The 24,449-nt window shown below is 61.7% G+C and carries 31 protein-coding genes; 15 read left to right on the top strand and 16 right to left on the bottom strand.

The features are described from left to right. The first annotated feature begins 36 nt into the window (after window positions 1-36). Both SJY33_RS11965 and SJY33_RS11960 read left to right on the top strand, forming a co-directional pair. Window positions 37-537 (top strand): GAF domain-containing protein, encoded by a 501-nt coding sequence (locus tag SJY33_RS11965; RefSeq protein ID WP_379922994.1) that lies wholly within the window; start codon window positions 37-39, stop codon window positions 535-537. 125 nt (window positions 538-662) lie between these two features. Next, complete coding sequence (locus tag SJY33_RS11960) at window positions 663-1,526, top strand: hypothetical protein (protein WP_379922993.1); 864 nt, start codon at window positions 663-665, stop codon at window positions 1,524-1,526. A 91-nt stretch (window positions 1,527-1,617) separates the two neighbouring features. Here the strand turns inward: SJY33_RS11960 and SJY33_RS11955 are convergent, their stop codons facing one another. From SJY33_RS11955 to SJY33_RS11930, 6 genes are all read right to left on the bottom strand, one after another. After that, complete coding sequence (locus SJY33_RS11955; protein WP_379922991.1) at window positions 1,618-2,583, bottom strand: ParB/RepB/Spo0J family partition protein; 966 nt, start codon at window positions 2,581-2,583, stop codon at window positions 1,618-1,620. Then, the gene (locus SJY33_RS11950) at window positions 2,580-3,356 is read right to left on the bottom strand and encodes a ParA family protein (RefSeq protein ID WP_379922990.1); all 777 of its coding nucleotides are present in this window, start codon (window positions 3,354-3,356) and stop codon (window positions 2,580-2,582) included. The genes SJY33_RS11955 and SJY33_RS11950 overlap by 4 nt, the downstream gene beginning before the upstream one ends. Before the next feature lie 72 nt (window positions 3,357-3,428). Next, window positions 3,429-4,055, bottom strand: coding sequence for a 16S rRNA (guanine(527)-N(7))-methyltransferase RsmG (rsmG, locus tag SJY33_RS11945; RefSeq protein WP_379922989.1), 627 nt, complete (start codon window positions 4,053-4,055; stop codon window positions 3,429-3,431). Beyond that, entirely contained in the window at window positions 4,052-5,914 is a 1,863-nt protein-coding gene (mnmG, locus tag SJY33_RS11940) for a tRNA uridine-5-carboxymethylaminomethyl(34) synthesis enzyme MnmG (protein ID WP_379922988.1), read from the bottom strand. The genes rsmG and mnmG overlap by 4 nt, the downstream gene beginning before the upstream one ends. A 153-nt stretch (window positions 5,915-6,067) precedes the next feature. After that, complete coding sequence (mnmE, locus tag SJY33_RS11935) at window positions 6,068-7,366, bottom strand: tRNA uridine-5-carboxymethylaminomethyl(34) synthesis GTPase MnmE (RefSeq protein ID WP_379922987.1); 1,299 nt, start codon at window positions 7,364-7,366, stop codon at window positions 6,068-6,070. An 8-nt stretch (window positions 7,367-7,374) separates the two neighbouring features. Then, window positions 7,375-7,638 carry a DUF6489 family protein gene (locus tag SJY33_RS11930; RefSeq protein ID WP_379922986.1) on the bottom strand — a complete coding sequence of 88 codons (264 nt, stop codon included), beginning with the start codon at window positions 7,636-7,638 and terminating at the stop codon, window positions 7,375-7,377. Between the two features lie 105 nt (window positions 7,639-7,743). Between SJY33_RS11930 and SJY33_RS11925 the strand changes: the two genes are divergently transcribed. Both SJY33_RS11925 and SJY33_RS11920 read left to right on the top strand, forming a co-directional pair. Then, complete coding sequence (locus SJY33_RS11925; RefSeq protein ID WP_379922985.1) at window positions 7,744-8,442, top strand: dienelactone hydrolase family protein; 699 nt, start codon at window positions 7,744-7,746, stop codon at window positions 8,440-8,442. Window positions 8,443-8,506: 64 nt separating this feature from the next. Further along, the gene (locus SJY33_RS11920) at window positions 8,507-8,923 is read left to right on the top strand and encodes a nuclear transport factor 2 family protein (protein WP_379922984.1); all 417 of its coding nucleotides are present in this window, start codon (window positions 8,507-8,509) and stop codon (window positions 8,921-8,923) included. On the opposite strand, the gene SJY33_RS11915 is transcribed toward SJY33_RS11920, so the two are convergent. From SJY33_RS11915 to hemE, 5 genes are all read right to left on the bottom strand, one after another. Then, complete coding sequence (locus SJY33_RS11915) at window positions 8,920-9,345, bottom strand: BLUF domain-containing protein (RefSeq protein ID WP_379922983.1); 426 nt, start codon at window positions 9,343-9,345, stop codon at window positions 8,920-8,922. The two genes, SJY33_RS11920 and SJY33_RS11915, sit on opposite strands and share 4 nt — an antisense overlap. An 87-nt stretch (window positions 9,346-9,432) precedes the next feature. Further along, a complete protein-coding gene (locus tag SJY33_RS11910; RefSeq protein ID WP_379922982.1) occupies window positions 9,433-9,825 on the bottom strand; it encodes a BLUF domain-containing protein in 393 nt (130 codons plus the stop codon). 54 nt (window positions 9,826-9,879) lie between these two features. Then, window positions 9,880-11,145, bottom strand: a complete 1,266-nt coding sequence (rho, locus tag SJY33_RS11905; protein ID WP_379922981.1) for a transcription termination factor Rho — start codon at window positions 11,143-11,145, stop codon at window positions 9,880-9,882. A 201-nt stretch (window positions 11,146-11,346) separates the two neighbouring features. Then, window positions 11,347-11,790, bottom strand: a complete 444-nt coding sequence (locus SJY33_RS11900) for a CopD family protein (protein ID WP_379922980.1) — start codon at window positions 11,788-11,790, stop codon at window positions 11,347-11,349. 4 nt (window positions 11,791-11,794) lie between these two features. Next, the gene (gene hemE / locus SJY33_RS11895; RefSeq protein WP_379922979.1) at window positions 11,795-12,811 is read right to left on the bottom strand and encodes a uroporphyrinogen decarboxylase; all 1,017 of its coding nucleotides are present in this window, start codon (window positions 12,809-12,811) and stop codon (window positions 11,795-11,797) included. A 332-nt stretch (window positions 12,812-13,143) separates the two neighbouring features. Between hemE and SJY33_RS11890 the strand changes: the two genes are divergently transcribed. The 10 genes from SJY33_RS11890 (at window position 13,144) to SJY33_RS11845 (ending at window position 19,689) form a co-directional block, all read left to right on the top strand. Continuing rightward, complete coding sequence (locus tag SJY33_RS11890; protein WP_379922978.1) at window positions 13,144-13,989, top strand: pyruvate, water dikinase regulatory protein; 846 nt, start codon at window positions 13,144-13,146, stop codon at window positions 13,987-13,989. Then, window positions 13,986-14,573, top strand: a complete 588-nt coding sequence (locus SJY33_RS11885; protein WP_379922977.1) for a Maf family nucleotide pyrophosphatase — start codon at window positions 13,986-13,988, stop codon at window positions 14,571-14,573. Before SJY33_RS11890 ends, SJY33_RS11885 begins: the two co-directional genes overlap by 4 nt. Beyond that, the gene (locus SJY33_RS11880; RefSeq protein ID WP_379922976.1) at window positions 14,570-15,427 is read left to right on the top strand and encodes a shikimate dehydrogenase family protein; all 858 of its coding nucleotides are present in this window, start codon (window positions 14,570-14,572) and stop codon (window positions 15,425-15,427) included. The genes SJY33_RS11885 and SJY33_RS11880 overlap by 4 nt, the downstream gene beginning before the upstream one ends. Further along, window positions 15,424-16,008 (top strand): dephospho-CoA kinase, encoded by a 585-nt coding sequence (gene coaE, locus SJY33_RS11875; protein ID WP_379922975.1) that lies wholly within the window; start codon window positions 15,424-15,426, stop codon window positions 16,006-16,008. The genes SJY33_RS11880 and coaE overlap by 4 nt, the downstream gene beginning before the upstream one ends. A gap of 49 nt (window positions 16,009-16,057) precedes the next feature. Beyond that, a complete protein-coding gene (gene dnaQ, locus SJY33_RS11870; RefSeq protein WP_379922974.1) occupies window positions 16,058-16,762 on the top strand; it encodes a DNA polymerase III subunit epsilon in 705 nt (234 codons plus the stop codon). A gap of 63 nt (window positions 16,763-16,825) precedes the next feature. Further along, a complete protein-coding gene (hpf, locus tag SJY33_RS11865; RefSeq protein ID WP_379922973.1) occupies window positions 16,826-17,392 on the top strand; it encodes a ribosome hibernation-promoting factor, HPF/YfiA family in 567 nt (188 codons plus the stop codon). 159 nt (window positions 17,393-17,551) lie between these two features. Continuing rightward, window positions 17,552-18,013 (top strand): PTS sugar transporter subunit IIA, encoded by a 462-nt coding sequence (locus SJY33_RS11860; protein WP_379922972.1) that lies wholly within the window; start codon window positions 17,552-17,554, stop codon window positions 18,011-18,013. A 15-nt stretch (window positions 18,014-18,028) separates the two neighbouring features. After that, complete coding sequence (locus SJY33_RS11855) at window positions 18,029-18,508, top strand: PaaI family thioesterase (RefSeq protein ID WP_379922971.1); 480 nt, start codon at window positions 18,029-18,031, stop codon at window positions 18,506-18,508. Window position 18,509: 1 nt separating this feature from the next. Next, a complete protein-coding gene (locus SJY33_RS11850; protein WP_379922970.1) occupies window positions 18,510-18,851 on the top strand; it encodes a DUF1491 family protein in 342 nt (113 codons plus the stop codon). Window positions 18,852-19,041: 190 nt separating this feature from the next. Then, entirely contained in the window at window positions 19,042-19,689 is a 648-nt protein-coding gene (locus tag SJY33_RS11845) for a cell wall hydrolase (protein WP_379922969.1), read from the top strand. A gap of 45 nt (window positions 19,690-19,734) precedes the next feature. Here SJY33_RS11845 and xth read toward each other — a convergent pair whose 3' ends face one another. From xth to SJY33_RS11830, 3 genes are read right to left on the bottom strand one after another with little or no spacing between them, the layout of a single operon-like run. Then, window positions 19,735-20,529: an exodeoxyribonuclease III gene (gene xth / locus SJY33_RS11840; protein ID WP_379922968.1), complete on the bottom strand. Its 795-nt coding sequence runs from the start codon at window positions 20,527-20,529 to the stop codon at window positions 19,735-19,737. A 35-nt stretch (window positions 20,530-20,564) separates the two neighbouring features. Then, the gene (locus tag SJY33_RS11835; protein ID WP_379922967.1) at window positions 20,565-20,897 is read right to left on the bottom strand and encodes a HesB/IscA family protein; all 333 of its coding nucleotides are present in this window, start codon (window positions 20,895-20,897) and stop codon (window positions 20,565-20,567) included. A gap of 54 nt (window positions 20,898-20,951) precedes the next feature. Next, window positions 20,952-21,383, bottom strand: a complete 432-nt coding sequence (locus SJY33_RS11830; RefSeq protein WP_379922966.1) for a CBS domain-containing protein — start codon at window positions 21,381-21,383, stop codon at window positions 20,952-20,954. Window positions 21,384-21,541: 158 nt separating this feature from the next. Between SJY33_RS11830 and SJY33_RS11825 the strand changes: the two genes are divergently transcribed. Continuing rightward, complete coding sequence (locus SJY33_RS11825) at window positions 21,542-21,853, top strand: hypothetical protein (protein ID WP_379923585.1); 312 nt, start codon at window positions 21,542-21,544, stop codon at window positions 21,851-21,853. Here the strand turns inward: SJY33_RS11825 and SJY33_RS11820 are convergent. Then, on the bottom strand, window positions 21,808-22,263 hold the full coding sequence (locus SJY33_RS11820) for a ferredoxin (protein WP_379922965.1): 456 nt from the start codon (window positions 22,261-22,263) through the stop codon (window positions 21,808-21,810). The two genes, SJY33_RS11825 and SJY33_RS11820, sit on opposite strands and share 46 nt — an antisense overlap. Then, window positions 22,260-24,410: a prolyl oligopeptidase family serine peptidase gene (locus SJY33_RS11815; protein ID WP_379922964.1), complete on the bottom strand. Its 2,151-nt coding sequence runs from the start codon at window positions 24,408-24,410 to the stop codon at window positions 22,260-22,262. The genes SJY33_RS11820 and SJY33_RS11815 overlap by 4 nt, the downstream gene beginning before the upstream one ends. Window positions 24,411-24,449 lie beyond the last annotated feature (39 nt).

Below are 24,449 nucleotides of genomic sequence, written 5' to 3'. Positions count from 1 at the left end.
AAGGCGGGCAACACGCGATGAAAGGCCTTGCTGCGCATGTATGATTTCAAGCCCGCAACCCCGCTTCCCCCGGCAGAGCTGTATCGCGATCTGGTCAGCGCTGCCGACGCACTGACTGCCGACGAACCTGATGGCATCGCCAACATGGCAAATGTCGCGGCGCTGTTGTGGGAATTTCTGCCCGATCTGAACTGGGCAGGGTTTTACCGTGTGGCCCCGGCAAAATCGGGCGCTGACGATGAACTGGTGCTCGGCCCCTTCGTCGGACGACCGGCCTGCATCCGTATTCCTTTTGGCAGGGGCGTGTGCGGTGCAGCGGCACAAAGCGGCGTCACGCAATGTGTAGCCGATGTCCACGCCTTCCCGGGCCACATCGCGTGTGACGCGGCCAGCCAATCGGAACTGGTGGTGCCGGTGCGGCGCGGCGACACCGTGATTGCGCTGATCGATCTCGACAGCCCCACACCCGCGCGGTTCGCAGCCGAAGATGCCGCCGGGATTGAGGCGCTGGCCGCCTTGCTTGCGACGCGGATCTGACCCCCTGCCCCACCCCTATCCCGAAACGGGACACGCGTGACAGCGCCGCTTGGGTGCAAGGCGGCAGGGGTGGTAAGGTTTGGCTAACCATCAGCCCGACCGGCTGTTTCAGGGGGATTTTGCCCATGTCGACGCTGTCACGAACCTTGCCCGTCCTTGCGCTTGCGCTGGTCATGCCCGCCGGATTGCAGGCGCAGAATTATGCCGACCTTCCGCCGCTCACCCCGATGGATGAAGCCGATTTGCGCGATCTTCCCGAAGAATACCGCACCGCTCCGCTGACTGTGCAAGGCGATGAGACCGTGACTCAGGTGAACGGGGTAGAGACAATCACCCGCACCCGCCGGATCGAAGGCCCCCGGCCGCGTCCCGCAGCGCCTGCACAGCCGCATCAGGGCTATTCCTACCCCGCAGGCTATGCCCCCACATATGCCAGCGCGCCAGTCGTGTTTGAACGCGAAGACTGGCTGCGCGAATGTCGCCGCCGTACGCGCGATCTGGGCCGCGATGATACCGGCGTCATCATTGGCGGCCTTCTCGGCGCGATTGCGGGCGGTTTTGCCGGATATGAAATTGCCGGCGTGGGTGACCGGGTGCTCGGTACGGCGCTTGGCGTAGGGGGCGGCGGATTGATCGGCGGGCTCATCGGCAGCCTGTTCGATGGCGATGATGACGAAGATCGCTACGATTGCGACGCCGCGCTCGACAGTTACCTATCCACCTACGGCACGCCCGGGGCGCGCGTTGCCAGCCGTGAGATCGCCTACGCGCCGCCCGCCTATGCCGCGCCGGCCTATGGCTACGGCTACGGCTATCCGGCCTACACCTATGCTGCACCGCCGCAGATGGTGATGGTTCCGGTGCGCACCGAAACGCAGCAGCAGGTGGTGGTGCGCGAAACCGAACGGTATGAAACCTATGCCGTCCCCGGCGCGTCGCGCGAAATTCCTGCGCAGCGCCCTTCGGCCAAGATGATCAAGAACCGCTAATTCGGTACGATCATGACGGCATGAAAAAGCCCCGCACGATCGCCTGATCATGCGGGGCTTTTTGCTGCTACGGCCAGTAGACGATGCCGATTCAGAATTCGCCGCCAGTCAAACGCTGGCATACCAGATCGAGCTGGTCGAGCGTGGTGTAGCGGATCGTGATCGTTCCCTTGCGTGGATCGACTTCGGGCTTGATCTTGACGTTCAGTCCCAGAAATTCTTCCAGATGCTGCTGAACGGCAAGAATATCCGAATTTTCAATGCTTTGCGCAGTTGCTGTCGATCCCGCGCTCGTAGATTTGGCGGGCTTGCGGGTCAGCGCCTCCATATCGCGCACCGACAAGCCTTCGGCCACGGCGACTTCGGCCAAATGCGCCGCATCGTCACGCCCAATCAATGCGCGGGCGTGCCCGATCGACAATTTGCTCTGTTCGATCAGACCGAGCACCGGTTCAGGCAGGGTCATCAGTCGCATCATGTTGGCGACATGGCTGCGCGACTTCTCGACCATCTTGGCGATGTCGGCCTGAATCATGCCCTCTTCTTCGGACAGGCGATTATAAGCCCGCGCTTCTTCCACCGGGCTGAGATCTTCGCGCTGCAGGTTCTCGATCAGCGCGAGCGCCATTACCTCGCGTTCCGAAAGATTACGCACCAGAGCGGGAATTTCATGCAGCCGCGCCTTTTGTGCTGCACGCCAGCGCCGCTCGCCCGCGACGAGCTGATACCCGTCACCATTGGGATGCGGGCGGACGATGATGGGCTGGATCACGCCGCGCGTCGCAATGGACGCCGCCAGCTCTTCTAGCGCGGCTTCATCGAAATATTTGCGCGGATTGCCCGGAAGCGGCTTGATCGAAGCCAGCGCAAGGTTGCGCAACAGTGAATGCCCCGCTGCCGGTGTGTCAGTCGACGTCCCTTCATCGCGCCGCACCAGCGGTTCTTCGCGGCGCGTTTCTCCCAAGAGGGCTCCCAACCCCCGCCCCAAGCGGCGCGGCTTGTCATCGCTGCGCGCCGGAGTATTCACATCGGCGGGTTGTGCGACATTATCATTCATGCGGCTTGTCTTTCTGCGGGAAACCGCCCGATCAATTCGCGCGCCAGAGACATGTAGGCGCGACTGCCGGTGCAGTGCTGGTCATAGATAAGTGCGGGGAGCCCGTGGCTTGGCGCTTCGGACAGCCGGACGTTGCGCGGGATCACCGTGTCAAACACCAGTTTGCCCAAACAATCGCGCACATCGTCAGACACCTGATCGGTCAGACGGTTGCGGCGATCATACATGGTCAGCGCAATCCCGATGATACCCAGGTCCGGGTTAAACCGCTGCTGCACCTGATCCACCGTCTGAAGCAGCTGGCTCAATCCTTCGAGCGCAAAGAACTCGCACTGCAGCGGAACCAACAACGTATCAGCAGCGCACAGCGCGTTGAGCGTCAAGAGACCCAGCGAAGGTGGGCAATCGATGAAGCAGATGTCATGGCCCGCATGGTTCGCCAACGCCTTGTCGAGCCGGTGGGTGCGCCCTTCCACGGCAACCAGCTCAACCTCTGCTCCGGACAGATCAACGGTAGCTGGAACCAGATCAAGCCGCGGGATGCTCGTCGGTACAACCGCGCTGGCGAGTGATACCTCGTCGACCAGCAGATCATAACTAGAAACTTCGCGGGCTGCTGCGTGAACGCCCAGACCGGTCGATGCATTACCCTGCGGGTCCAGATCGATGAGCAACGTGCGCCACCCAGTCGCGGCCATGGCCGTGGCGATGTTGATCGCGGTCGTGGTTTTGCCCACCCCGCCCTTCTGGTTGGCGATCGCGATTACGAACATGATGGGGTCAGCATGGTGATGTGCGTCCTTCCCGCGCGCCGTCCAGGATCGATCCGGCGCGTGTCTCGCGTGTCATGCCTTCACAATGATTCCCGCGTCGGGATCGGTCAAGGAATGTTTCACGTGAAACATTGCCCGAATCGAAGGCTTCAGTGTTTCCAACTCCTGCGCCGCCGAGCGGCCCTTGGGCAAGACATAGGCGGTACGCCTTGTGGAGAAGGGTTCGGACAAGCTGAGCAGTTTGGGTAGCGGCGCAAAGGCGCGTGCCGAAATGGCGCGGGCTTCAAAGGGTTCGACCCGTTCAAGCCGCTGACCCTCTACCCGGCATTTTTCCAATCCCAGGGCGTCAATCGCTCGTTCCAGAAACGCCACACGCCGACCACGCGATTCGACCAGCACCACGGGCATATTGGGGCACATCGCTGCGATCACCAATCCTGGGAAACCGGGGCCGCTTCCCAAATCGAGCCATGGACCCTGCGCATTCGCCCCTAATATTTCACGTGAAACATTTTCGAGCAACTGTGCCGAATCAGCAATGTGCCGTTGCCATAGATGTGGCTCGGTCGCCTTGGCGATCAGGTTTTGCTCTTGGTTTTCCTGAAGCACCAACGCGGCAAATGTCTCAATCCGTGCCATTCCGGCGGGGTCGATCAATCCGGCGACATAGTCGCGGGCTTCGGTTTCATTCGTGATCATGCCGCACGCTGTCCATTCGTCAGTCGGCGCGCGTGCACAAGCAATGCGGAAAGTGCCGCGGGCGTCACACCCGGGACGCGGCCTGCCGCCGCCAGCGTCACAGGTGCTGCTTTACTCAGCCGTTCGATCATTTCGTTCGAAAGGCCCGGAACGTCACCATAAGGAAAATTATCGGGTAGCACCAACGCCTCGCTGGCGCGCAGATCGCGAAGCTCCGCGTCCTGCCGGGCGAGATAGGGCGCATAGGCAGCGTCTTCGGCCATTTCTTCAGCGAGCCACGGATCAATTGCGGTGGCATCGCCAAGAAATGGCGATAGCGCCCCAGGCGTGATTCCATCATGCCGTAACCATTCACTGATCGGTTTTGCGCCATGATCGCGGCGAACAGGTAGTCCGAGATCGGCAAGCTCCTTGGCATGGACCGATTGCGAATGTTTCACGTGAAACATTTCACGCGTTTCTTCACGCCTTTGCCACCACGCCGCGCGTGCTTCCCCAATGCAGCCCGCTGCCATGCCCAGACCCGTCAAGCGCGTCGCCGCATTGTTGGCGCGCAGGCGGAGCCGGTATTCGGCGCGGGAGGTAAGCATGCGATACGGCTCGGAAACGCCCTGCAACGTCAGATCATCGACCATCACCGCTATGTAGGAATTGGCGCGGTCAAGCTGCGGCGCCTGCTTGCCCAGTGCGGCCGCTGCGGCTTCAAGCCCTGCTACCAGACCTTGCGCAGCTGCCTCTTCGTAGCCGGTTGTTCCGTTGATCTGTCCAGCGCAATACAATCCGGGAATGGCGCGCAGCTGAAGATCGGGCGTCAACGCGCGAGGGTCGATGTGATCGTATTCCACCGCATAACCCGGCTGCACGATCGCCACACGCTCACAACCTGGCATCGTGCGAACCACGATTTCCTGCACGTCGACAGGCAATGATGTGCTGATGCCATTGGGATAGACCATCGGGCTGTCGAGCCCCTCGGGTTCAAGAAAGACCTGATGGCCTTCGCGGTCACCGAACCGATGGATCTTGTCCTCAATCGACGGGCAATAGCGTGGACCTGCCGCCGCAATCGCGCCCGAGAACAAGGGCGAACGATGCAGGTTGGCACGTATGGCATCATGCCCCGCCTGCGTCGTACGGGTCATCGCACAGAACACTTCGGGGTTCATCCGCCGGATGGTGAGCGGTGACATCGTCCACGCCTCGCCATCCGAAGGTTGTTCTTCGAGCACGGCCCAATTGATGGTGCGCCCATCAAGCCGCGGCGGCGTACCCGTTTTCAGCCGTGCCATCGGCAGATCGGCGCTACGCAGTTGTTGCGACAGACGCTTAGCGGCGTGCTCACCGATACGCCCCCCTTCAAACCGTTCCTCGCCCCGGAACAAAATTCCGCCGAGGAACGTCCCGGTACACAAGATCACGCGGCCAGCACGAAGGACGGTGCCATCCGCCAGTTCGAGACCTGCGACGCGCTCGCCGTCTAAAACCAACGCTGCTGCCTCGCCCTGGACAAGCGTGAGGTTGTCATGCGCGCGAACCATCTGCTGCACCGCCGCTTTGAACCGCACGCGATCGGCCTGCACACGGGGGCCCCAAACCGCGCTGCCTTTCGAACGGTTGAGCATCCGGTAGTGGATTGCCCCCGCATCGGCAGCGCGGCCAATGATCCCATCCAGCGCATCGACCTCACGCACCAGATGGCCTTTGCCCAATCCTCCAATCGCCGGATTGCAGCTCATCGCGCCCACCGCGGCAAGATCGAAGCTAACCAACGCAACATGCGCGCCCATCCGTGCCGAAGCGCAGGCGGCTTCGACCCCGGCGTGACCGCCGCCAATTACGATGACATCGAACGTGTGCATGGCCGCGCAGATAGGGCCTGGCGCTCTGATCGTCAAAGGGACGAATGTTTCACGTGAAACATTTTGGCTGATTTCGGTTCAATGTTTCACGTGAAACATTTTCGGCGGTACTGATCTCAATGTTTCACGTGAAACATTTACCGGCCGCTAGCCTTACTTGCCGATGCAGAACCGTCCGAACAGCGTATCGAGCATATCCTCGGTAGTTGCGCGTCCGATCAGCCGATCAAATGCTACCCGTGTTCGCCTCAGTTCTTCTGCAACCAACAAGGGATCTATGCGCTGGCGTGCCGAAGCCAACGCCTCCGACGCTTCCGAAAGCCGCGCGTGTTGCCGGGCATTGAGCGCCGCCTCCCCCGGTTTGGGCATGGCGTTTCGCGCCGCATCGACCAACGCGCTTTTCAGATCGTTGATCCCTGCACCCGTCGCCGCTGACACGGTGAAGCGCGCCATTCGCTTTGATGGGATATCGGCGCGGTCGGCCTGCGCCGCTATCTCCCAGCAAGCGCCTTCTGGCCCTTGCCCTTCCGGCCCCAGCCACAACACCAGATCGGCGCGTGCCACTTCTCCCCGCGCACGGTCAATACCGATCGTCTCGATCGCATCCGCCAATCCCGCATCATCCGCGTCTCGCAGGCCCGCGGTATCAACAAAGGTGAACGGCGCCCCGCCAATCGTCACGGATCGCTCGATGACATCGCGGGTTGTCCCCGCAATCGGGGAGGTGATCGCGGCGTCGCTTTCGATCAGGGCGTTGAACAAGGTCGATTTGCCTGCGTTGGGCGGGCCCGCCAACACAACGCGATAGCCTTCGCCAAACCGTTCGGATCGGGGGCGCGCCAGCCACTGGTCGATTTCATCCGAAAGTGCGGCAATGTTCCACGTGAAACATTCGGGCAAATCGGCGGCGTCCTCTTCGTCCGAAAAGTCGAGCACGCCTTCCACTTCGGCAGAAAGACCCAGCACCTGTTCGCGCCACCCTTCGACCTGACGGGACAGCGCACCGCCAAGATTGGCCAGCGCGGCGCTGCGTTGCCATTGGGTTTCAGCGGCGAGCAGATCGCCCAGTCCTTCGGCCTCGGCCAGATCAATTCGGCCATTGGCGAAGGCGCGGCGGGTGAATTCCCCGGCTTCCGCAGCGCGCGTGCCCGGAACGCCAGCCAGCGCATCGAGCAATGCGGCAATCACAGCGCGGCCGCCGTGGCAGTGAAATTCGGCGAGGTCTTCGCCCGTCGCCGTGTTCGGCCCCGGAAACCAGAGCACCAACGCTTCATCAAGCAGTGCGCCTGATGCATCGTACAAACGAGCGAGCGATGCGCGGCGGGGTGTCGGCACGCGGCCCGCCAAGCCCTGCAAACATGCCGCGGCCTCGGTCCCGGATACACGGATGACCCCTACCCCTGCGGGCGGCGCTCCGCTGGACAGCGCGAAAATCGTCGGGCTGCTGGACATCGCCGGTTTCACTCGCCGCGCTTCGTCCCGTCGCCGGCCCGCGATGCAGCGGTCATTCCGCCTTCGACAAAGCTCTGGAACAGCTTCAACCCGACCTGCCCCATCGGAGCGAGCGCAGCCGCATATTCCTGCAACTGTTCGGGGTTCGATACGCCGCGCATCGATTTGGCGATGGTGTCGACATAGGCCGAATTGGCGGCGCTGACATCGGGAAGACCCATGAAGCTGCGGGCCTCTTCGGGAGTGCAATCGACTTCGATGGTGATCTTCATGGGGCGGTTCTCCTCTCCGGTTGCGCGCGACTCATTTGCGCTTGGCAGGCGGGCAAGGCAAGCGATAGGGTTGACCCCGCCCTACCCCTGCAAAGAGAGACGCATATGACCCTGAACGACACCATTTCCACTCTGGACGGCGATGCGACCTTCGGAGCCTATGTCGCCAAGCCCGAAGGTACACCGCGTGCTGCGATTCTGGTGATCCAGGAAATCTTCGGAGTGAACCCGGGTATCCGGCAGAAGTGCGACAAATTTGCTGCCGACGGCTATCTAGCCATCGCGCCCGATCTGTTCTGGCGGCTTGAACCCGGCATAACGCTTGATCCCGATGTGGAACGCGAGTTCCAAACCGCGCTCGACCTGATGAACCGGTTCGATCAGGATGCCGGTATCCGCGATATTGAAGCGACGATCCATCATATCCGCCAGACCCACGGCGTCACCAAGGTGGGATGCGTGGGGTACTGCCTTGGCGGACGACTTGCTTACATGACCGCGGCGCGCACCGATATCGATGCCAGCGTCGGGTATTACGGTGTCGGGATCGATGGCCTGCTGGGAGAAAAGCATGCGATCGCGCACCCGCTAATGCTGCATATCCCCACCGCCGATGGATTTGTTTCACGTGAAACACAGGCCGCGATGCACGAAGGTCTTGATGACCACCCCAAGGTCACGCTGCACGATTATGAAGGCCTCGATCACGGGTTCGCCACCGAGATGGGCAAACGCCGCGACGATGCTGCCGCCACGCTGGCGGACAGCCGCACAGCCGCCTTCTTTGAGGCACATCTGGTATAAGGTATGGAGACAGGGGCTGCGGCATGGTCGCGGCTCCTGCTGGACTGGCACAATGGGAGGGATCATGAACCGTGTTCACGAAGGGCTGGCCCGTTGGGACAGCTACATGCACGGCGGGCATGATCCCGCAACGCTTAGCGCGCTGCTGGCCGATAACGCGGTCTTCCATTCACCGGTGGTCCATACCCCGCAGACGGGCAAGGCTGTGGTCATGGCCTATCTTGTCGCCGCAGCGCAGGTGCTGGGGAATACCAGCTTCCGCTATGTTCGCAGGTTGGTTGATGGCGATCAGGCGATGCTGGAATTTGAAACCGTGATCAATGGCATCCATGTCAATGGCGTCGATATCATCACCTTCGATGATGATGGCCAGATCAGCGACTTCAAAGTCATGGTGCGTCCGCTTAAAGCGATCAACATGGTGTGGGAAACGATGGGCGCGCAGTTGGCGGCATCACAACACGCCCCCTCCCCGCGTTAGATCGCAGAGATCCGTTTCTGATTGGCCAGCGCCCTTTCGCACCCGAAAAAGGCTAGAACCGCATCTTCTACCGTTTTAGGAACCGGGTGTGCCGCCTCCTTCGATATGGAAGCAAGCGCGGCGGGCCCACTGTCCGCATCAAAGCAGCGCATCCGCCAGACATCGAACAACGGGACGGTGATTGATCGTTCATCGATGATGTCGACATGATGGTGCCGTAAATCCCGGCGGATTTTGTCGAAGGTCGACACCAGCTTCCAGGTTTCGCCTTCGAGCGCCTGCAAGAACCGGTTGTTGGCGTAGATCAGAAAACCGTTCAGCCCCGACCGTTCGTTCGCCACCCGCGCATGATAGACCAGCCGGAACAGCTCGGCGCGGTCGATGTTGGCCGATGCCGTGCTTTGGTAGATGATCCGGCGCATAGTCAAACCCCGCAAAGTGCCTGCGGGACAATACACCTTCAGCCAAAACCAACCCGTAGCGGCCAGTTGAGGGATATTACCAGGTGATCAATTCAGAACCGCGAAATTGACAATCATCTTGCGCACCTCGGGATCAAGGCTCTCGGGCAGTTCCCGTTCGAGCATGTCGCGGCGGCTTTCGATGCTTTCGGCAATCAGTACCCGCTTCATCGCCCAATCGGGACAGGCGCGCTGGGCGATACCGCGCTTGTCGAGCACCGATACGCCGCTGTGCCGCGGGTCAGCGGTGATCGTGTCCATCAGATTGGCAACCGCGCCTTCCTCCCCTTCAAGAAGCTGGAGAAAGTTGCGCCCGTTGAACAGCAATAGCCCGGTGATGCCCTGCGCGGGGTTGTTGCGTGCGCTGGTGGAAAGGATCGCGTCAACGTCCTCGCGCGGCAGGGTCGGCGCAGTGCTGATGTAAAGATATTGGCTTAGCACGTTGTCCCGTCCATCGGTTAGCGGCCCGACCCCTCGACCCGTTAATTGCTATGCTTACTGGTTCATGGTCGCGAAGAAGTCTTCGTTGGTCTTGGAATCCTTCATCTTGTCGAGCAGGAATTCCATCGCATCTACGGTGCCCATCTGCATCAGGATGCGGCGCAGCACCCACATCTTGCTGAGGTTGTCCTTGTGGACCAGCAGTTCTTCCTTGCGGGTGCCGGACTTGCCGACATCCAATGCGGGGAAGATGCGCTTGTCCGAAACCTTGCGATCGAGCACAATTTCGCTGTTGCCGGTGCCCTTGAACTCTTCGAAGATCACTTCGTCCATACGGCTGCCAGTGTCGATCAACGCGGTGGCGATGATCGAGAGCGAGCCGCCCTCTTCGATATTGCGCGCCGCACCAAAGAAGCGCTTGGGACGCTGGAGCGCGTTGGCATCGACACCGCCGGTCAGCACCTTGCCCGATGACGGCACCACGGTGTTGTAGGCGCGGCCGAGGCGGGTGATGGAATCGAGCAGGATCACCACGTCATGCTTGTGCTCGACCAGGCGCTTGGCTTTTTCGATCACCATTTCAGCAACTTGCACGTGGCGGTTGGCCGGTTCGTCGAAGGTCGAGGAGATCACCTCACCCTTCACACTGCGCTGCATGTCGGTGACTTCCTCAGGGCGTTCATCGACCAGCAGGACGATCAGGAACACTTCGGGATGGTTGTCCGTGATCGCCTTGGCGATGTTCTGCAGCAGCACGGTCTTACCCGTGCGCGGCGGCGCCACGATCAGCGCGCGCTGGCCCTTGCCCTGCGGGGCGATGATGTCGATCACCCGCGCGCTCTTGTCCTTCACCGTCGGATCGAGAGTGTCGAGGTTGAGCTTCTGATCGGGGTACAGCGGCGTCAGGTTATCGAAATTCGTACGCAGACGCACCGCGTCAGGATCGTCGAAATTGACCTTCGCCAGCGTAGTCAGCGCAAAATAGCGTTCGCCTTCGCGCGGGGCGCGGATCTCGCCTTCGACCGTGTCGCCGGTGCGCAAGCCCCAGCGGCGCACCTGGTTAGGCGAGACGTAGATATCGTCAGGCCCGGCGAGGTAATTCGCCTCGGGGCTGCGCAGGAATCCGAAACCGTCCTGCAGCACCTCAATGGTGCCTAGCCCCATGATCTTTTCTTCGTATTCCTCATCCTCGGCCAGTTCGCGCAGGATGCTGAACAGCAGATCCTGGCGGCGCATGGTCGAAGCGCCTTCGACGCCCAGTTCTTCCGCCATCGCGACCAGTTCGGCCGGGGTCTTTCGCTTGAGGTCTTTGAGATGCATTTTTAATGTGTTCCGAAAGTCTTAGAGTGGCCGGATGGTCAGTACCGCCGATCAATGGCAGCGCCCCTGTAGCAGGGCTGGGCTTGGAGAAAGCAGACCTTGGCAGCGCAGCACGGCGCGCCAGCACCCGGATAGGTGATCTTGAGATAGAAGCCCGCGCCTGCAAGGTCAATGCCGCGATTGCAGGGTGCGCGAAACGCGTCAGAACGGCTTGATGTAGACCAGCACCACGATGAACAGCAGCAGGATTCCCGGCACCTCTCCCACCATTCGCAACGTCTTTTCCGAAAGCGGCCGCTCCCCGCGGGCCATCTTTTTGGTCTGACCCACCAGCCACCCGTGATAGCCCGTCAGTGCAAGCACAAGCGCCAGTTTGGCATGGAGCCAGCCCGATGCGAACCAGCCCCCGCTGTAGGCCATCGACAGCCCCAGGATCCACACAATGATCATGCTGGGCGTCAGGATGATCTTGCGCAGTTTGCCCATCCGCATCGCCCATTTCGCCTCCCCCGGCGATCCCGGCAGGTGATCGAGCATGTAGATGCACTGGCGCGGCAGCATGAACAGCCCCGCCAACCAGAACACCATGAAGATCACGTGTCCCGATTTGAGGAACAGATAGATCGAAGCCAGCACATCCTGCATCAGATCATCCTCTTAGTGCGCTGAGCAATTCTTCGACATGCGCGATGGGCGTGAACTGCCCGATGCCATGCCCAAGGTTGAAGACGTGCGGACGGTCTTCAAAGGCGGCGATGATGGTTCTGACCCGTTCGGCCACCGCAGGCCCGCCAGCTTCAAGCAGCAGCGGATCGAAATTGCCCTGCACGGGCATTCCGGCAGGCAGGCTGGCGTGCGCCCAAGCGGGATCGAGCGTTTCATCCAACCCGACCGCATCCACCCCCGTCTCACGCGCATAGGCAGGCAGCTTGGCCCCCGAACCTTTGGGGAAACCGATCACGGGAGTATCGGGGTGCGATTGCTTGAGCTGCGCCGTGATCGCGGCATTGGGGGCGATCACCCATTTTTCGAACTGATCGGGCGCAAGGCTGCCCGCCCAGCTATCGAACAGTTGCACTGCTTCGGCACCGGCGTCGATCTGCCCGCGCAGATAGGTGACCGACACATTGATGATCGCATCGATAATCGCCTGCATATGCACCGGATCGCGATAGGCGAGCAACCGCGCCGGGCCCTGATCCTTCGACCCCTGGCCTGCAATCATGTAGGTCGCGACCGTCCAGGGACTGCCCGCAAAGCCGAGCATCGTTACATCGGGCCCGATCAGCGCGCGGGTGCGGCGCACGGTTTCATACACTGGTTCGAACCGTTCGAAGGCGGGGGTGAAACTGTCCAGCTCCACTTCAAGCAGCGTCGGCGCAAGGTGCGGCCCTTCGCCCGCCTGAAAGGTCAGCCCCTGCCCCATCGCGTGCGGCACGATCAGGATATCGGAAAACAGGATCGCGCCATCGAATCCGAACCGCCGGATCGGCTGCACGGTGATTTCGGCGGCGGCCTCGCTGTCGTAAACCAGTTCGAGGAACCCGCCCTTTTCGGCTCGAAGTTCCCTGTATTCAGGCAGATAGCGGCCCGCTTGCCGCATCAGCCACACGGGGGCAACGTCCTGACGGACACCTTTGAGCGTATCGAGAAGCGGACCGGGCATAGGGTTCCTTAGAACAAAACAAATCAAATTATAAAAGGATTGATGGAGTCTGTTGGCCCTGTGGATAGCGGGAATTACCAGCCAATCGCCGATTACCCCCAGCCTGCCCGGCCGTGCCAGCCCCCCTCGAATCCGCAACGATTGGAAGTCAAGCTGGCTTTATCCCCACTATTCCCAGCCTGTCGACAAAACTTGTCCCGTGTGGGCAAATACCCCGGTGAAAACGCCGGTAGCGGGCATGAAAAGTCACCCCCAGCTTGTGAGTCCGCCTCTCCCGTGGTTTATGCGCGGTTCTGTCCACAGCCCCAGCGGCGACACAGCGATCAGGGACGATGAACCCACTCAATCTCCACCTTGTATCCGATTCGACCGGTGAAACGCTGGAAATGATCGCCAAGGCGGCGTTGGCGCAGTTCGATAATCCCGCGGTGAACCGCCATTTCTGGCCGATGGTGCGATCCTTGCAGCATCTCGACCGGATCGTGCCCGATCTTGCCGCGCACCCCGGTTTGGTGTTCTACACGCTGGTGAACCCCGAGACGCGCAAGCGGCTGGAGGAGCATTGCCGCCATCTCGGCCTTCCCGCGGTGCCGGTGCTCGACCAGGTGACCGCCGCGCTGGAGGCGCAATTGGGGCAGGAAGCGCATGGCCGCCCCGGCCGCCAGCACATGATGGACGAAAGCTATTTCAAGCGCGTCGATGCGATCCAGTACACCATCGCGCATGATGATGGCCTTGCGCATGAAGACTGGGAAGAGGCAGATATTCTGCTCGCAGGCGTCTCGCGATCCTCCAAGACGCCCACCAGCATCTATCTCGCCAACCGGGGCTACAAGGTCGCCAATATCCCGCTGGTGGTGGAAAGCCCGCCGCCGTCTGCCTTGTATCGCCTCAGACACCCCTTGGTGGTGGGGCTGACAACCTCGCCGGAGCGGCTGGTGCAGATCCGTCGCAACCGGTTGCTGTCATTGAACGAGGCGACCGAAACCGCTTATGTCAACAATGACCGGGTGAAGGCCGAACTGCAGTTCGCGCGGCGGATGTTTGCCGACAACGGTTGGCCGGTGATCGATGTGACCCGCCGTTCGATTGAGGAAACCGCCGCGGCGATCATCCGTCTGGTGCAGGAACGGATGCGCAAGCCTGCCAGCGAAGGCGGTGTGGGAAAACCGATATGACTCTCATTCTGGCAAGCAAGAGCGCCTCGCGCCGGGCGATGCTCGATGCGGCGGGCGTGGCCTATGAAAGCATCCCCGCCGATATTGATGAACGCGCGGTGGAAACGGGGTTGGAAGGGGCTGCCCCTGCCGATGTGGCTGAGGCACTGGCCGTGGCAAAGGCAGCCGCGGTGGCACAGCAAAAGCCCGGCGCATTGGTGCTGGGTTCGGATTCGCTAGTGGTGTGCGAAGGCCGCCGCTTCGACAAGCCGCGCTCTGCCGAGGAGGCGGGCGAACATCTGCGGTTCTTTTCCGGCAAGGTGATGGAATTGCACTCGGCGGCCGCGCTGGTGCGGGATGGCGGGTGCCTGTGGAGCCACGCCAGCCTTGCGCGGCTCCATGTGCGCGACCTCTCCGACGATTTTATCGAGCATTACCTGACCCTCGAATGGCCGGAAATCGGCCACACCGTCGGCGCCTTCCGGATCGAGGGGCCGGGGGTGCAGCTGTTCTCGAAGATAGAGGGCGACCAGTTCACCGTGCTCGGAATGCCGCTGCTGCCGCTGCTTGGCGCGCTGCGCGAAGAGGGGGCGCTGCTGGCGTGACCAAGCCTTATGCCGAGGTGATTGGCGATCCTATCGCGCAGTCCAAGTCGCCGCTGATCCATGGCTTCTGGCTGGAAAAGCTCGGCATCGAAGCCGATTATCGCGCCTGCCATGTTACTTCCGCCGCACTGCCCGATTACCTCGCCCATCGGCGGCAAGACTCCCTGTGGCGCGGGTGCAATGTCACCATGCCGCACAAGCAGGCGGTCATGCCGCTGCTTGACACCGTCGCGCCCGTTGCTGCCGGCATCGGCGCGGTCAACACCGTTCTGCCCCACGGCGGTGCAGGGCTTTCGGGCACAAATACTGATGCTGCCGGATTTCTCGAACCGCTTGGGCCAGACCTTGCCCAGACCCATTATTTTCGCATGGCGCGGATCATGGGAACAGGCGGCGCGGCGCGGGCGATCATCACCGCGCTGGCCGACAAGGGGTTCACGCTGGTGGTGGCGGGCCGCGATCCCGCCAAGGCGCGCACGCTGCTCGATACGCTTGCACCCAAGGGAGAGCATCATGCAGTGGCACTCGACCATTTTGCCAACCCCACCGATTTTGCCTTCGACGACCGCGAAGATTGTCTCGACCTGGTGATCAACGCCACCAGTCTGGGCATGACCGGCCAGCCCGCACTTGCCTTTGACTGGAGCCACGCCCCGCCCGGCAGCATCGCCTATGACATCGTCACCGCCCCGCACTATACGCCGTTCCTGCAAGGCGCGGCCGCCAGGGGATTGCGCACCGTGGACGGGTTTTCCATGCTGATCGGACAGGCGGCCGCGGCTTTCGCGATGTTCTTTGGTCAGCCTGCTCCGCGCGAACATGATGCGGAATTGCGCGCGATCCTGACCCGATGACCAAACCAAAGATCATCGGCCTTACCGGCAGCATCGGGATGGGCAAATCCACCGTCGCGGCGATGTTTGCCGCAGCGGGAATTCCGGTGTTCGATGCCGATGCCGAAGTGCGCGCGATGCAGGCGGCAGGCGGCGAACTGGTCCCCGCGATCGAGGCGGCCTTCCCCGGATCGACCGGCCCCGAAGGCGTTGACCGTGACCGGCTGGGGCAGCAGGTCTTCGCTGACCCGGCGGCCCTCGCCCGGCTCGAAGCCATCGTGCATCCGGCGGTCGCGGCAAAACGCGGCGCGTTTCTCGAAGCCAACGCCGACAAGCGCGCGGTGGTGTTCGACATCCCGCTGCTGTTTGAAAAAGGCGGTCACGAGAGCGTCGACACCATCGTCGTCGTCTCTGCCCCCGATGATGTGCAGCGCGCCCGCGTGCTTGCCCGGCCCGGCATGACTCCCGAAAAGTTCGCGCATATTTTTAGCCTGCAACTCCACGATTCCGAAAAACGCGCCCGCGCCGATCATGTCATCGACACCGGCACCAGCCTTGATGAAACCCGTGCGCAGGTGGCCACGCTGATTGCTTCAATTTGATTGCAGGCCCCCCTTGCAAGTGCCGGGACATGGGCAGATAGTCCGGCACATGCGTGAGATCATCTTCGACACCGAAACCACCGGGCTCGATCCCAAGACCGGGGACCGGATGGTCGAAATTGGCTGCGTTGAAATGATCGGCCGGGTTGAAACGGGGCGCACCTACCATGCCTATTTCAATCCCGATCGCGATATGCCGCCCGAAGCCGAACGGGTTCACGGGCTGAGCGCGGCGTTTCTCGCCACCAAGCCGCGTTTTGCCGAAACGGTCGCCGAACTGCTGGCCTTTCTTGAAGATTCGCCGCTGGTCGCGCACAATGCCGGCTTCGATTTCGGCTTTCTGAACAACGAACTGGAACTGGTTGGCCATCAACCGATCAGTCTTGACCGGATGGTCGATACGGTGGTGCTTGCGCGCAAGAAACATCCCGGGGCCAAGCTCAGTCTTGATGCGTTGTGTACGCGGTACGGGATCGATCGCAGCCACCGGGTCAAGCACGGCGCGCTGCTGGATGCCGAATTGCTGGCGCAGGTCTATGTCGAGCTGACCGGGGGGCGCCAGATCGGATTGGGGCTCAGCGCGCTTGATCCGGCAGCGGACACCGCGGCGCAGCCATCGGCCAATGCGCCCTGGCACCGGCCGCCGACCAACCGGCCCCGGCGTGAACCCCGTCCCCATTGTGCCAGCCCGGAGGAGCTGGAACGACACCGCGTTTTCATCGGCGGGATCGCCGAAGCGATCTGGACCCGCTGACGCCAGCGGTTCAACCCGGATCGACGATGATAATCCTCAGTTCTAACAGGAGGGCTACACCACATGGATATTCGCATTTCGGGCCATCAGATGGATACCGGCACCGCGCTTCAGGCGCATGCGTCCGACCGGCTCAGCGCAGTGGTTGACAAGTATTTCGACCGGGCGATTTCCAGCCACGTCACCTTCGGAAAGGCCCCGGCAGGCGCGTTCAGCTGTGATATCGTTACCCATGTGATGCAAGGCCTGATCCTGAAGGCACAAGGCACCGCGCAGGATGCCCATGTCGCCTTTGATGATGCGGTTGCGAAAATCGAAAAGCAGCTGCGCCGGTACAAGCGCCGCCTGACCGACCGTCATGAACAGGCCGATCACGCCCGCGGCGAGGAAGAAGCCGCCTACACCATCTTTGCCGTGGAAGAGGATGACGAGGAAGAAGTGATCGCCGATGCCCCGCTGGTCATCGCCGAAACCCGCGTCGATATCCCGACAGCCACCGTTGCCGATGCGGTGATGATGATGGACCTTCGCAACACCAACGCATTGTTTTTCAAAAATGCTGGCACGCAGCGGCATAATATGGTTTACCGCCGTGCCGATGGCTCGATCGGTTGGGTTGAGCCACGATAGGGCCGGAAAACCGCGGCTGCCGCCGGGCAGACGTTGCGGACCCCGGCTCAAGCGGCGGAAGCAGGAGGGGCTCCGCCTCGTCCCGGTTGTGTCAGCATGACATGACCGGAACGGTGTTTCGCCGTTATGCGGCGCTCTCTATCGGGATTTTGCACGGACATGGATGTCAACCTGGCTCTCTCACCGCAGGCGATTGCGTTCGCCCGGCTGGATACCAAGCCCAAGGTGCTTGCGCGTATGGCCCAACTGCTCAGCGCGGCTTACGATCTCGACGAAGTCGAAGTGCTCGAGTCGCTCGAAGCGCGTGAGCATCTGGGTAGCACCGGCTTTGGCCGCGGCGTCGCCATCCCGCATTGCCGGTCAAAGAACGTGCGCCGACCATCGCTGGCGTTGCTCCGGCTCGACACGCCCATCGATTTTGCAGCCGCCGATGCACGCCCTGTCGCGCTGATTTGCGGGCTGGTGTCGCCTGAAAACGCCGGCGCCACGCATTTGCACGCGCTGGCCGCAATTTCGCGGCTGACGCGGGATGAAACCATGCTTCAGATGCTTGCCGATGCACCGGACACCGATGCGCTGTATGCGCTGTTGACCGACCAGTTCCTGCGCACCGCGGCTTGACGACGGCGACCGTGCATGACCGGCAGTGACGACATCCCTTCAGCCAATGGGGCCCAGCAGCATTACCGTGCGCTTGAACGGTTGTATGCGTCCGCCCCGGTGAATGCCAAATTCGCCAGCACGCTCGATATTCCGGGCGAAGGGCAATCGCGGCTGCGCTTTACCGTCACCCCCGATGATTATCACGCGGCGGGCGCGGCGCATGGTACGATCTATTTCAAGATGCTCGACGATGCAGCGTTCTATGCGGCCAATTCGCTGGTGACTGATCGGTTCCTTTTGACCACTGGCTTCAACCTGTTCTTCAGCAAGCCGGTGCGCGCCGGAATCGTCACGGCCGAAGGACGCTGGGTCAGCGGACGGCGGCGGGTGTTCGTGGCTGAAGCGCGGCTGGTGGATAGCGATGGTGAGGAAATCGGCCGGGGCACCGGCACCTTCATGCGATCGCGCATCCCGCTTTCCAGTCTGCCGGGTTACGCGGTGAGCGGTCTTTAAGGTGGCCGTTCGCCTGCCTGCGCATCTTGAAGCGGGCGCCATCATGCGACTCGCCGATTCGCAAGGCGGCTTTGCAACCGTACTGGCCAAGGGTGAACGCGACGCCGGAACTATTCTGATTGTAACGCTATGTCGCGGAACTGACGCAGTTCTTTATGAAAGGATGCCGCAAGCGGATGGCACCCGTTCTTATATTGCTGCAAAGCGGCAAATGATTGATCTAGAACAAGATTTTCAAGACTATCTGGCGCGCCGGAGCCAGCAAGACAGCGATATCTGGATAATTGAGGTTGATATCGCGCATCCCGAACGCTTCATCGCGGGATTGAACGATTTGCGTTGACGCAAACGTCAGGCGCTCTATCGGCCCCGCTCAATTCCTCGCGCAGGCTGACAGGGCGGCAATACGGCCGATACCTCCAGCACGCAGACGGGGAGCGGCCGGCAGGCTTTCTGAACCCCCATAACCGTCATGGTCTGGAAAAGGTTCCATCCTGCGTCTGTGCGCGCTCACCGCCCAATTGGTTGAGTTCATGGGTCGCAAGACTGTTACGATTGCTGCGATTGCCGGATTGGCGTTCGCAACCACGATGTTTCCCGGCGGCACCGATGCCGTCGCACTGGCGCAAGCCGCCACCCAGCAGCTGACCGTTCCCGCTCCGGTTGAACAGGTCGAACTGGTTCCCGAGCCCGTCACCTTCGTGACCGAGCCGGTGGTACAACCCCTTCCCGCCGAAGACCCCGCGCCTGTCCTGACAGAAGCCGGATCGCTGCCCGAACTGGTGCGCATGGTCGATACCGATGCGCCGATGGATGAACAGATGCGCTGCCTTGCCGGCGCCGTCTATTTCGAAGCCCGCGGCGAACCGCTGGCCGGCCAGCTGGCCGTAGCGCAGGTGATCATCAACCGATCCGAAGATCGCCGCTTCCCCGCGTCCTATTGCGGCGTGGTCGCCCAACCGGGCCAGTTTTCCTTCATGCGCGGCAGCCGGATGCCTGCGGTTCGCACGGGCACGTCAGCCTGGAACCGTGCGGTCGCGGTTGCACAAATCGCGCATCAGGGGCTGTGGGAATCGGAAGCCGGCAATGCCGTGTTCTTTCATGCCCGCTATGTCAGCCCCGGCTGGAGCCGCACCAAGACGCGGCTTGCCCAGATCGACACGCATATCTTCTACCGATAATTCCGCGCTGCGGCGCGCAGCCGCATCGGCAAAGCGCAGCGCGGGTTATATCGAAAGCGTCACCCACACTGGCGTATGATCGCTGGCCTTTTCCCGGCCGCGGTATTCCTTGTCGACACCGCAGGCTTCGAGCCTGTCGGCACATTCTGGTGACAGCAGGATGTGATCGATGCGGAAACCGTGATCGCGCTGCCATGCGCCCGCCTGGTAATCCCAGAACGTCCACACCCCGCCCCGCGGATTGTAGGTGCGGATGGCATCGGTCCAGCCATCGTTGAGCATCTGCGAATAGGCCGCGCGCGATGCGGGCTGCGTCAGTGCATCGCTTTGCATTGCCTTCACTGACCAGACATCGTCGTCTTCGGGAATCACGTTGAAATCGCCCAGCACCACGGCGGGGACCTCTTGTGCCCTGATCGCTGCCATCCGGGCGCGAAGCTGCTGCATCCAGGCAAGCTTGTAGGTGAACTTGGGTCCCGGGTGGGGATTGCCGTTGGGAAGATAGAGGCAGGCAATCCGTACGCCGGAGACATCGGCTTCCAGATACCGCGCCTGTTCGCCTTCGCCTTCGTTGGGGCCATCGATGCCCAATCCGCGCTGCACTTCGGCAAAGGTATGGCCTGCGCGGGTATCGACCAGTATTGCGACACCGTTGAAGCTTTTCTGCCCGTGCCAGATCGCACCATAGCCGATCGCTTCAAAATCCGCGGCGGGAAAGCCTTCGTCCTGCGATTTGATTTCCTGAAGACAGGCAACCGCGGGGCGGGTTTCTTCAAGCCATTCCAGCAGACGCGGCAACCGCGCCTTGATGCCGTTGATGTTGTAGGTAGCGATTTTCATCAGGCTTCCTCGCAACCGTAGGGCGCAAGATCAACTCAAATCCCGAAACTCGCGCCGCAGCCGCAGCCAGCGGCCGCCTGGGGATTCTCCACCTTGAAGGCCGCACCGCCCAGCGATTCGACAAAATCCACCGTGCTCCCGGCAATCAGGTCCAGACTGACAGGATCGACCACCAGCGCGACGCCATCGGTTTGCGAGACGCTGTCATCAGCGTGCGGCGCATCGGCGAGATCGAACTTGTACTGAAACCCCGAACACCCCCCGCCTTCGACGGACAGGCGCAGGATGGCCGGGCGCGCCTGTTTGGCCGCGATCAGGGCCACGCGTTTGGCGGCCGATGGGGTGAGGATCAGGGGCTGTGCGGTCATGGTATCAATCTAAGAGGCGCAAGCCCAATCCTCAAGCGGTTGCGGTGCCTGCGATCAGACGGCCTGAATATAATTGCGCATCGCCTCGGCCTCGTGCTGCACTTCGTCGATCTTGTGTTTCACCAGATCTCCGATCGAAATGAAGGCGACCAGCTGTCCGGCGTCGACAACCGGGAAATGGCGAAACCTACGGCGGGTCATCAGGCCAAGCGCATCGTCAACGGTGGTAGACGGTTCGACCGTGACCGCAGGCGATGTCATGATCTGTTCGACCGGCATGTCCAGACAACTGCCGCCATGATCGGCAAGGTGGTAGATCACGTCGCGTTCGGACACGATTCCCACCACTTCGCCATCGCGCAGCACCGGCATGGCGCCGATGCGTTTGCTGGCAAGTACGCTGACGGCCTGTGTAACCGGGGTCGCAACGTCGCAGGCGATTATATCGGATGGGCCACGTTGGGCAATGATTCGGGCAATGGTCATGGCGACTCCCTCTCTCTCAGAGCAAGAAAATGCCACGATCGCCGCAAAAAAGCGAATCGATGCGCAGGGCGGTAGCCGGGGGTGTCTTGCACCGCAGGAACATGCCGTTGCAGCTTTCGCGCGTTGCCAAGCTGACAGCTGCACGCCATGTCGGGCAGATGACACGCAAATCACCGCTCGATGATCCTGAAAACGCTGCGCACGCCTGGGCGCGGTATCGGCAGATCATGAAGCTGCTGCTGGCGATCACCGTGTTGACGGTGGGAATCGCCATGGGACTGCTGTTTGCCTATAACGGCATGATTTCAGTACATTTTTATATTGCTGTCGCGCTGGGGATCAGTCTGACGATGCTGCTGGGCGGCGCGTTGATGGGTCTGGTGTTCCTCAGCAACGGAACAGGTCATGACGAATTGGTCGACAATCAGCTTCCCGGCAAGGACGAATTCTGGTCGCCCAAGGATGACTGATCGGGCGCAGTGAGACGGTAATCCGCCACTGGAATGCCGCCGACCAGATGTTCCTGAATGATCCGTTCCAGAACCTGCGGACTGCACGAATGATACCACACGCCATCAGGCCACACGACCGCGACCGGACCGGCAGCGCAGATCTGCAGACAATCGGCCTTGCTGCGCTGGATGCCGCCCCCTTCGCCGCGGCGACTGTCCCCGCCCCGCTGCGGGCCTACCAGCCCCAGTTCCTTCAAACGGGTCTTCAAGAATCCCCACGCCTCTTCGCCCGCTTGCCGTGAACAGCATTTCTGCTTGTCCGAAATGGCGCACAGCATGATGTGGCGGGCGATGGCGTTGCCTTTGGCCGGGTCGCCGTAATGCTTGGCCAGCGCAGTTTGCGCCGACAGCAATTCCTGACGGCTCATTCGGGCGCGTCCTTGGTCAGCCAGCGGCCAAGCCAGTCGAAGACGGTGCGATGCCATTGCAGCGAATTCCTGGCACCCAGAACCCAGTGGTTTTCATCGGGAAACACCAGCAATTGCGCAGGGATGCCGCGTTCCTGCAAGGCGGTGAAGCTTTGCAGCCCTTGTGTGTAGGGAACACGAAAATCCTGTTCGCCCGTGACAACCAGCATCGGGGTTTTCCAGTTGCTCACGAAATTGACAGGGTTCCACCTTTCGTAAGTGTCACGTTGCTCTTCGTAGGAACCGCCGAAATCCCACCGCGGGAACCACAATTCCTCGGTGGAATAATAGAAGCTGCGCATGTCGAACAGGCCATCGTGCTGGACGATGCAATCGAACCGGTCGGGCCACTGGCCTGCGATCCAGTTGACCATGAACCCGCCATAGCTTGCGCCCATGGCACAGGCCCGGTCGCCATCAATGCGGTTATCGAGCGCCAGCGCGGCTTCCATGCCTTTCCTGAGGTCTTCAAGCGGTTTGCCGCCCCAGTCGCCGCGGATCGAATCCGTAAAGGCCTGCCCGTATCCGGTACTGCCATGAAAATCGATCGAGATGACCGCATAACCCTGGCTCGCCAGAACGCGGGGGTTCCAGCGGGTGGACCAACTGTCATTGAAACTGCCCTGCGGACCGCCGTGAATATAGAGGATCGCGGGGATCGGCCCTTCCTGATCGGCAAGCCTGGTGATCTGGCCCCACACGGTGTCGCCTTCGGCCCCTGCAAAGCTGAACCGGCGGGTGACAATGCTGGCAAGCCCGCCCATCCGCGTTGTCGCGACATCGGTGATAGGGCGCGCTTGCCCCATGCCATCGGACAGGAACAGTTCGGCCGGGTTGCCCAGCGAATCGCGGGTGAACAGCGCGCCTCCACCGGGCAGCGGTACCAGATTGGCGATATGTGCCTCGTTCCCCGCCATCAGGTTGAGTTCGGTTACCTTGCCGGTTTTCGTGTCGATCCGGAAGGCGGGCGTATCGAGCACCTTCTGCGCGGTTGCAATCAGATGCTTGCCGTCTGCCTCCCATGCAAGGCTGCCAAAGCTGAGGTCTGTCGTTTCCGTCAGATTGCGCATTTCGCCGGTCTTGAGGTCGAGCAGCTGCACGGCCAGCTTATCCGCTTCATAGGTCGGGCGGGCCATCGCCAGCCATGCCAGATAGCGTCCATCGGGCGATGGAACAGGGGTGGTATCGGTCGCCTGATTGCCCGCGGTCAGCAGCCGGGGCGGCGCGCCGGTCAGATCGGCAGCGTAGATATCGAGATTGGTCGATGTGGGTTCGGCTGCGTTTGCAAGGCGGGCGGTGAAGTACAGCACCGTACCATCGGGGCTGAAGGCCAGTTCCTCGGCCCCGCCAAAGGGCATCGTGGGGGTATCGGCCGTGATCCCGGTGGCAGGGTCGATGCCATCGGCCGGGACGCCCTGCCCCACGGCCACGCCATCCTTCAGCGGGAAGGTGAAGATGCGGTTGTGCGTGCCCGGCGTGGCCCAGCGGTCCCAGTGCCGCACAAAGCCGTCCTTGGCGTCATACAGCCGTCCTGTGCCCGGGCCGGGAAGATGCTGCGGGGATGCATCGGCGCAGCCAAAGGTCGGACAGGTGCGCGCCACTTCGCCCCACAGCGCCACGGCGTTGCCGTTTGGGGAGAGTTTGAAACCCGCTATCGCAGCGTCGGGCATATCGGCCACGATCTGCGGTGTGCCGGGCATGCCGTCCGCCGCCAGCGCGGCGCGCCACAGCCGGGTGCGCGGCGCTGCGCTGGCATCGGGATGTTCGCTGCTGAGGAAATACAGATGGCCGTCTGCACCAAAGGTCAGACCGCTGGCCTGCATTCCCAGGTTCAGCGCGATGGCATCTGCCCCCGGCTTGGTCAGATCGCGCAGATAATGCGATGGGGTACGGTCCAGGCTTTCGGGGTCGGTTACCGTCACACTGTACACCGCCAGCGTGCCCGCTGCGTTCACCGCAGGCGCACCGAGACGCGGCAGGGTGACGAGATCTTGGTCGCTCATCGGCGGCGCGGTTAGCCCCGGGATCGGGCCAGTGTCTTGCGCAGCAAGCGGAAGAGCAGAAAGGGCGGCGGCGGCGACAGCGCCGAACACGAGAAAGTTACGCATGACAGCGGGGTTAGCCCGCCTTGCCGCTTTGCGCCAGAG

Origin of the sequence: Erythrobacter sp. R86502, assembly GCF_042466465.1 — a bacterium.
Taxonomy (GTDB): domain Bacteria; phylum Pseudomonadota; class Alphaproteobacteria; order Sphingomonadales; family Sphingomonadaceae; genus Erythrobacter.
Note: the sequence above shows the minus strand (reverse complement) of the source record. Positions and strands in the feature narration are given on the sequence as shown.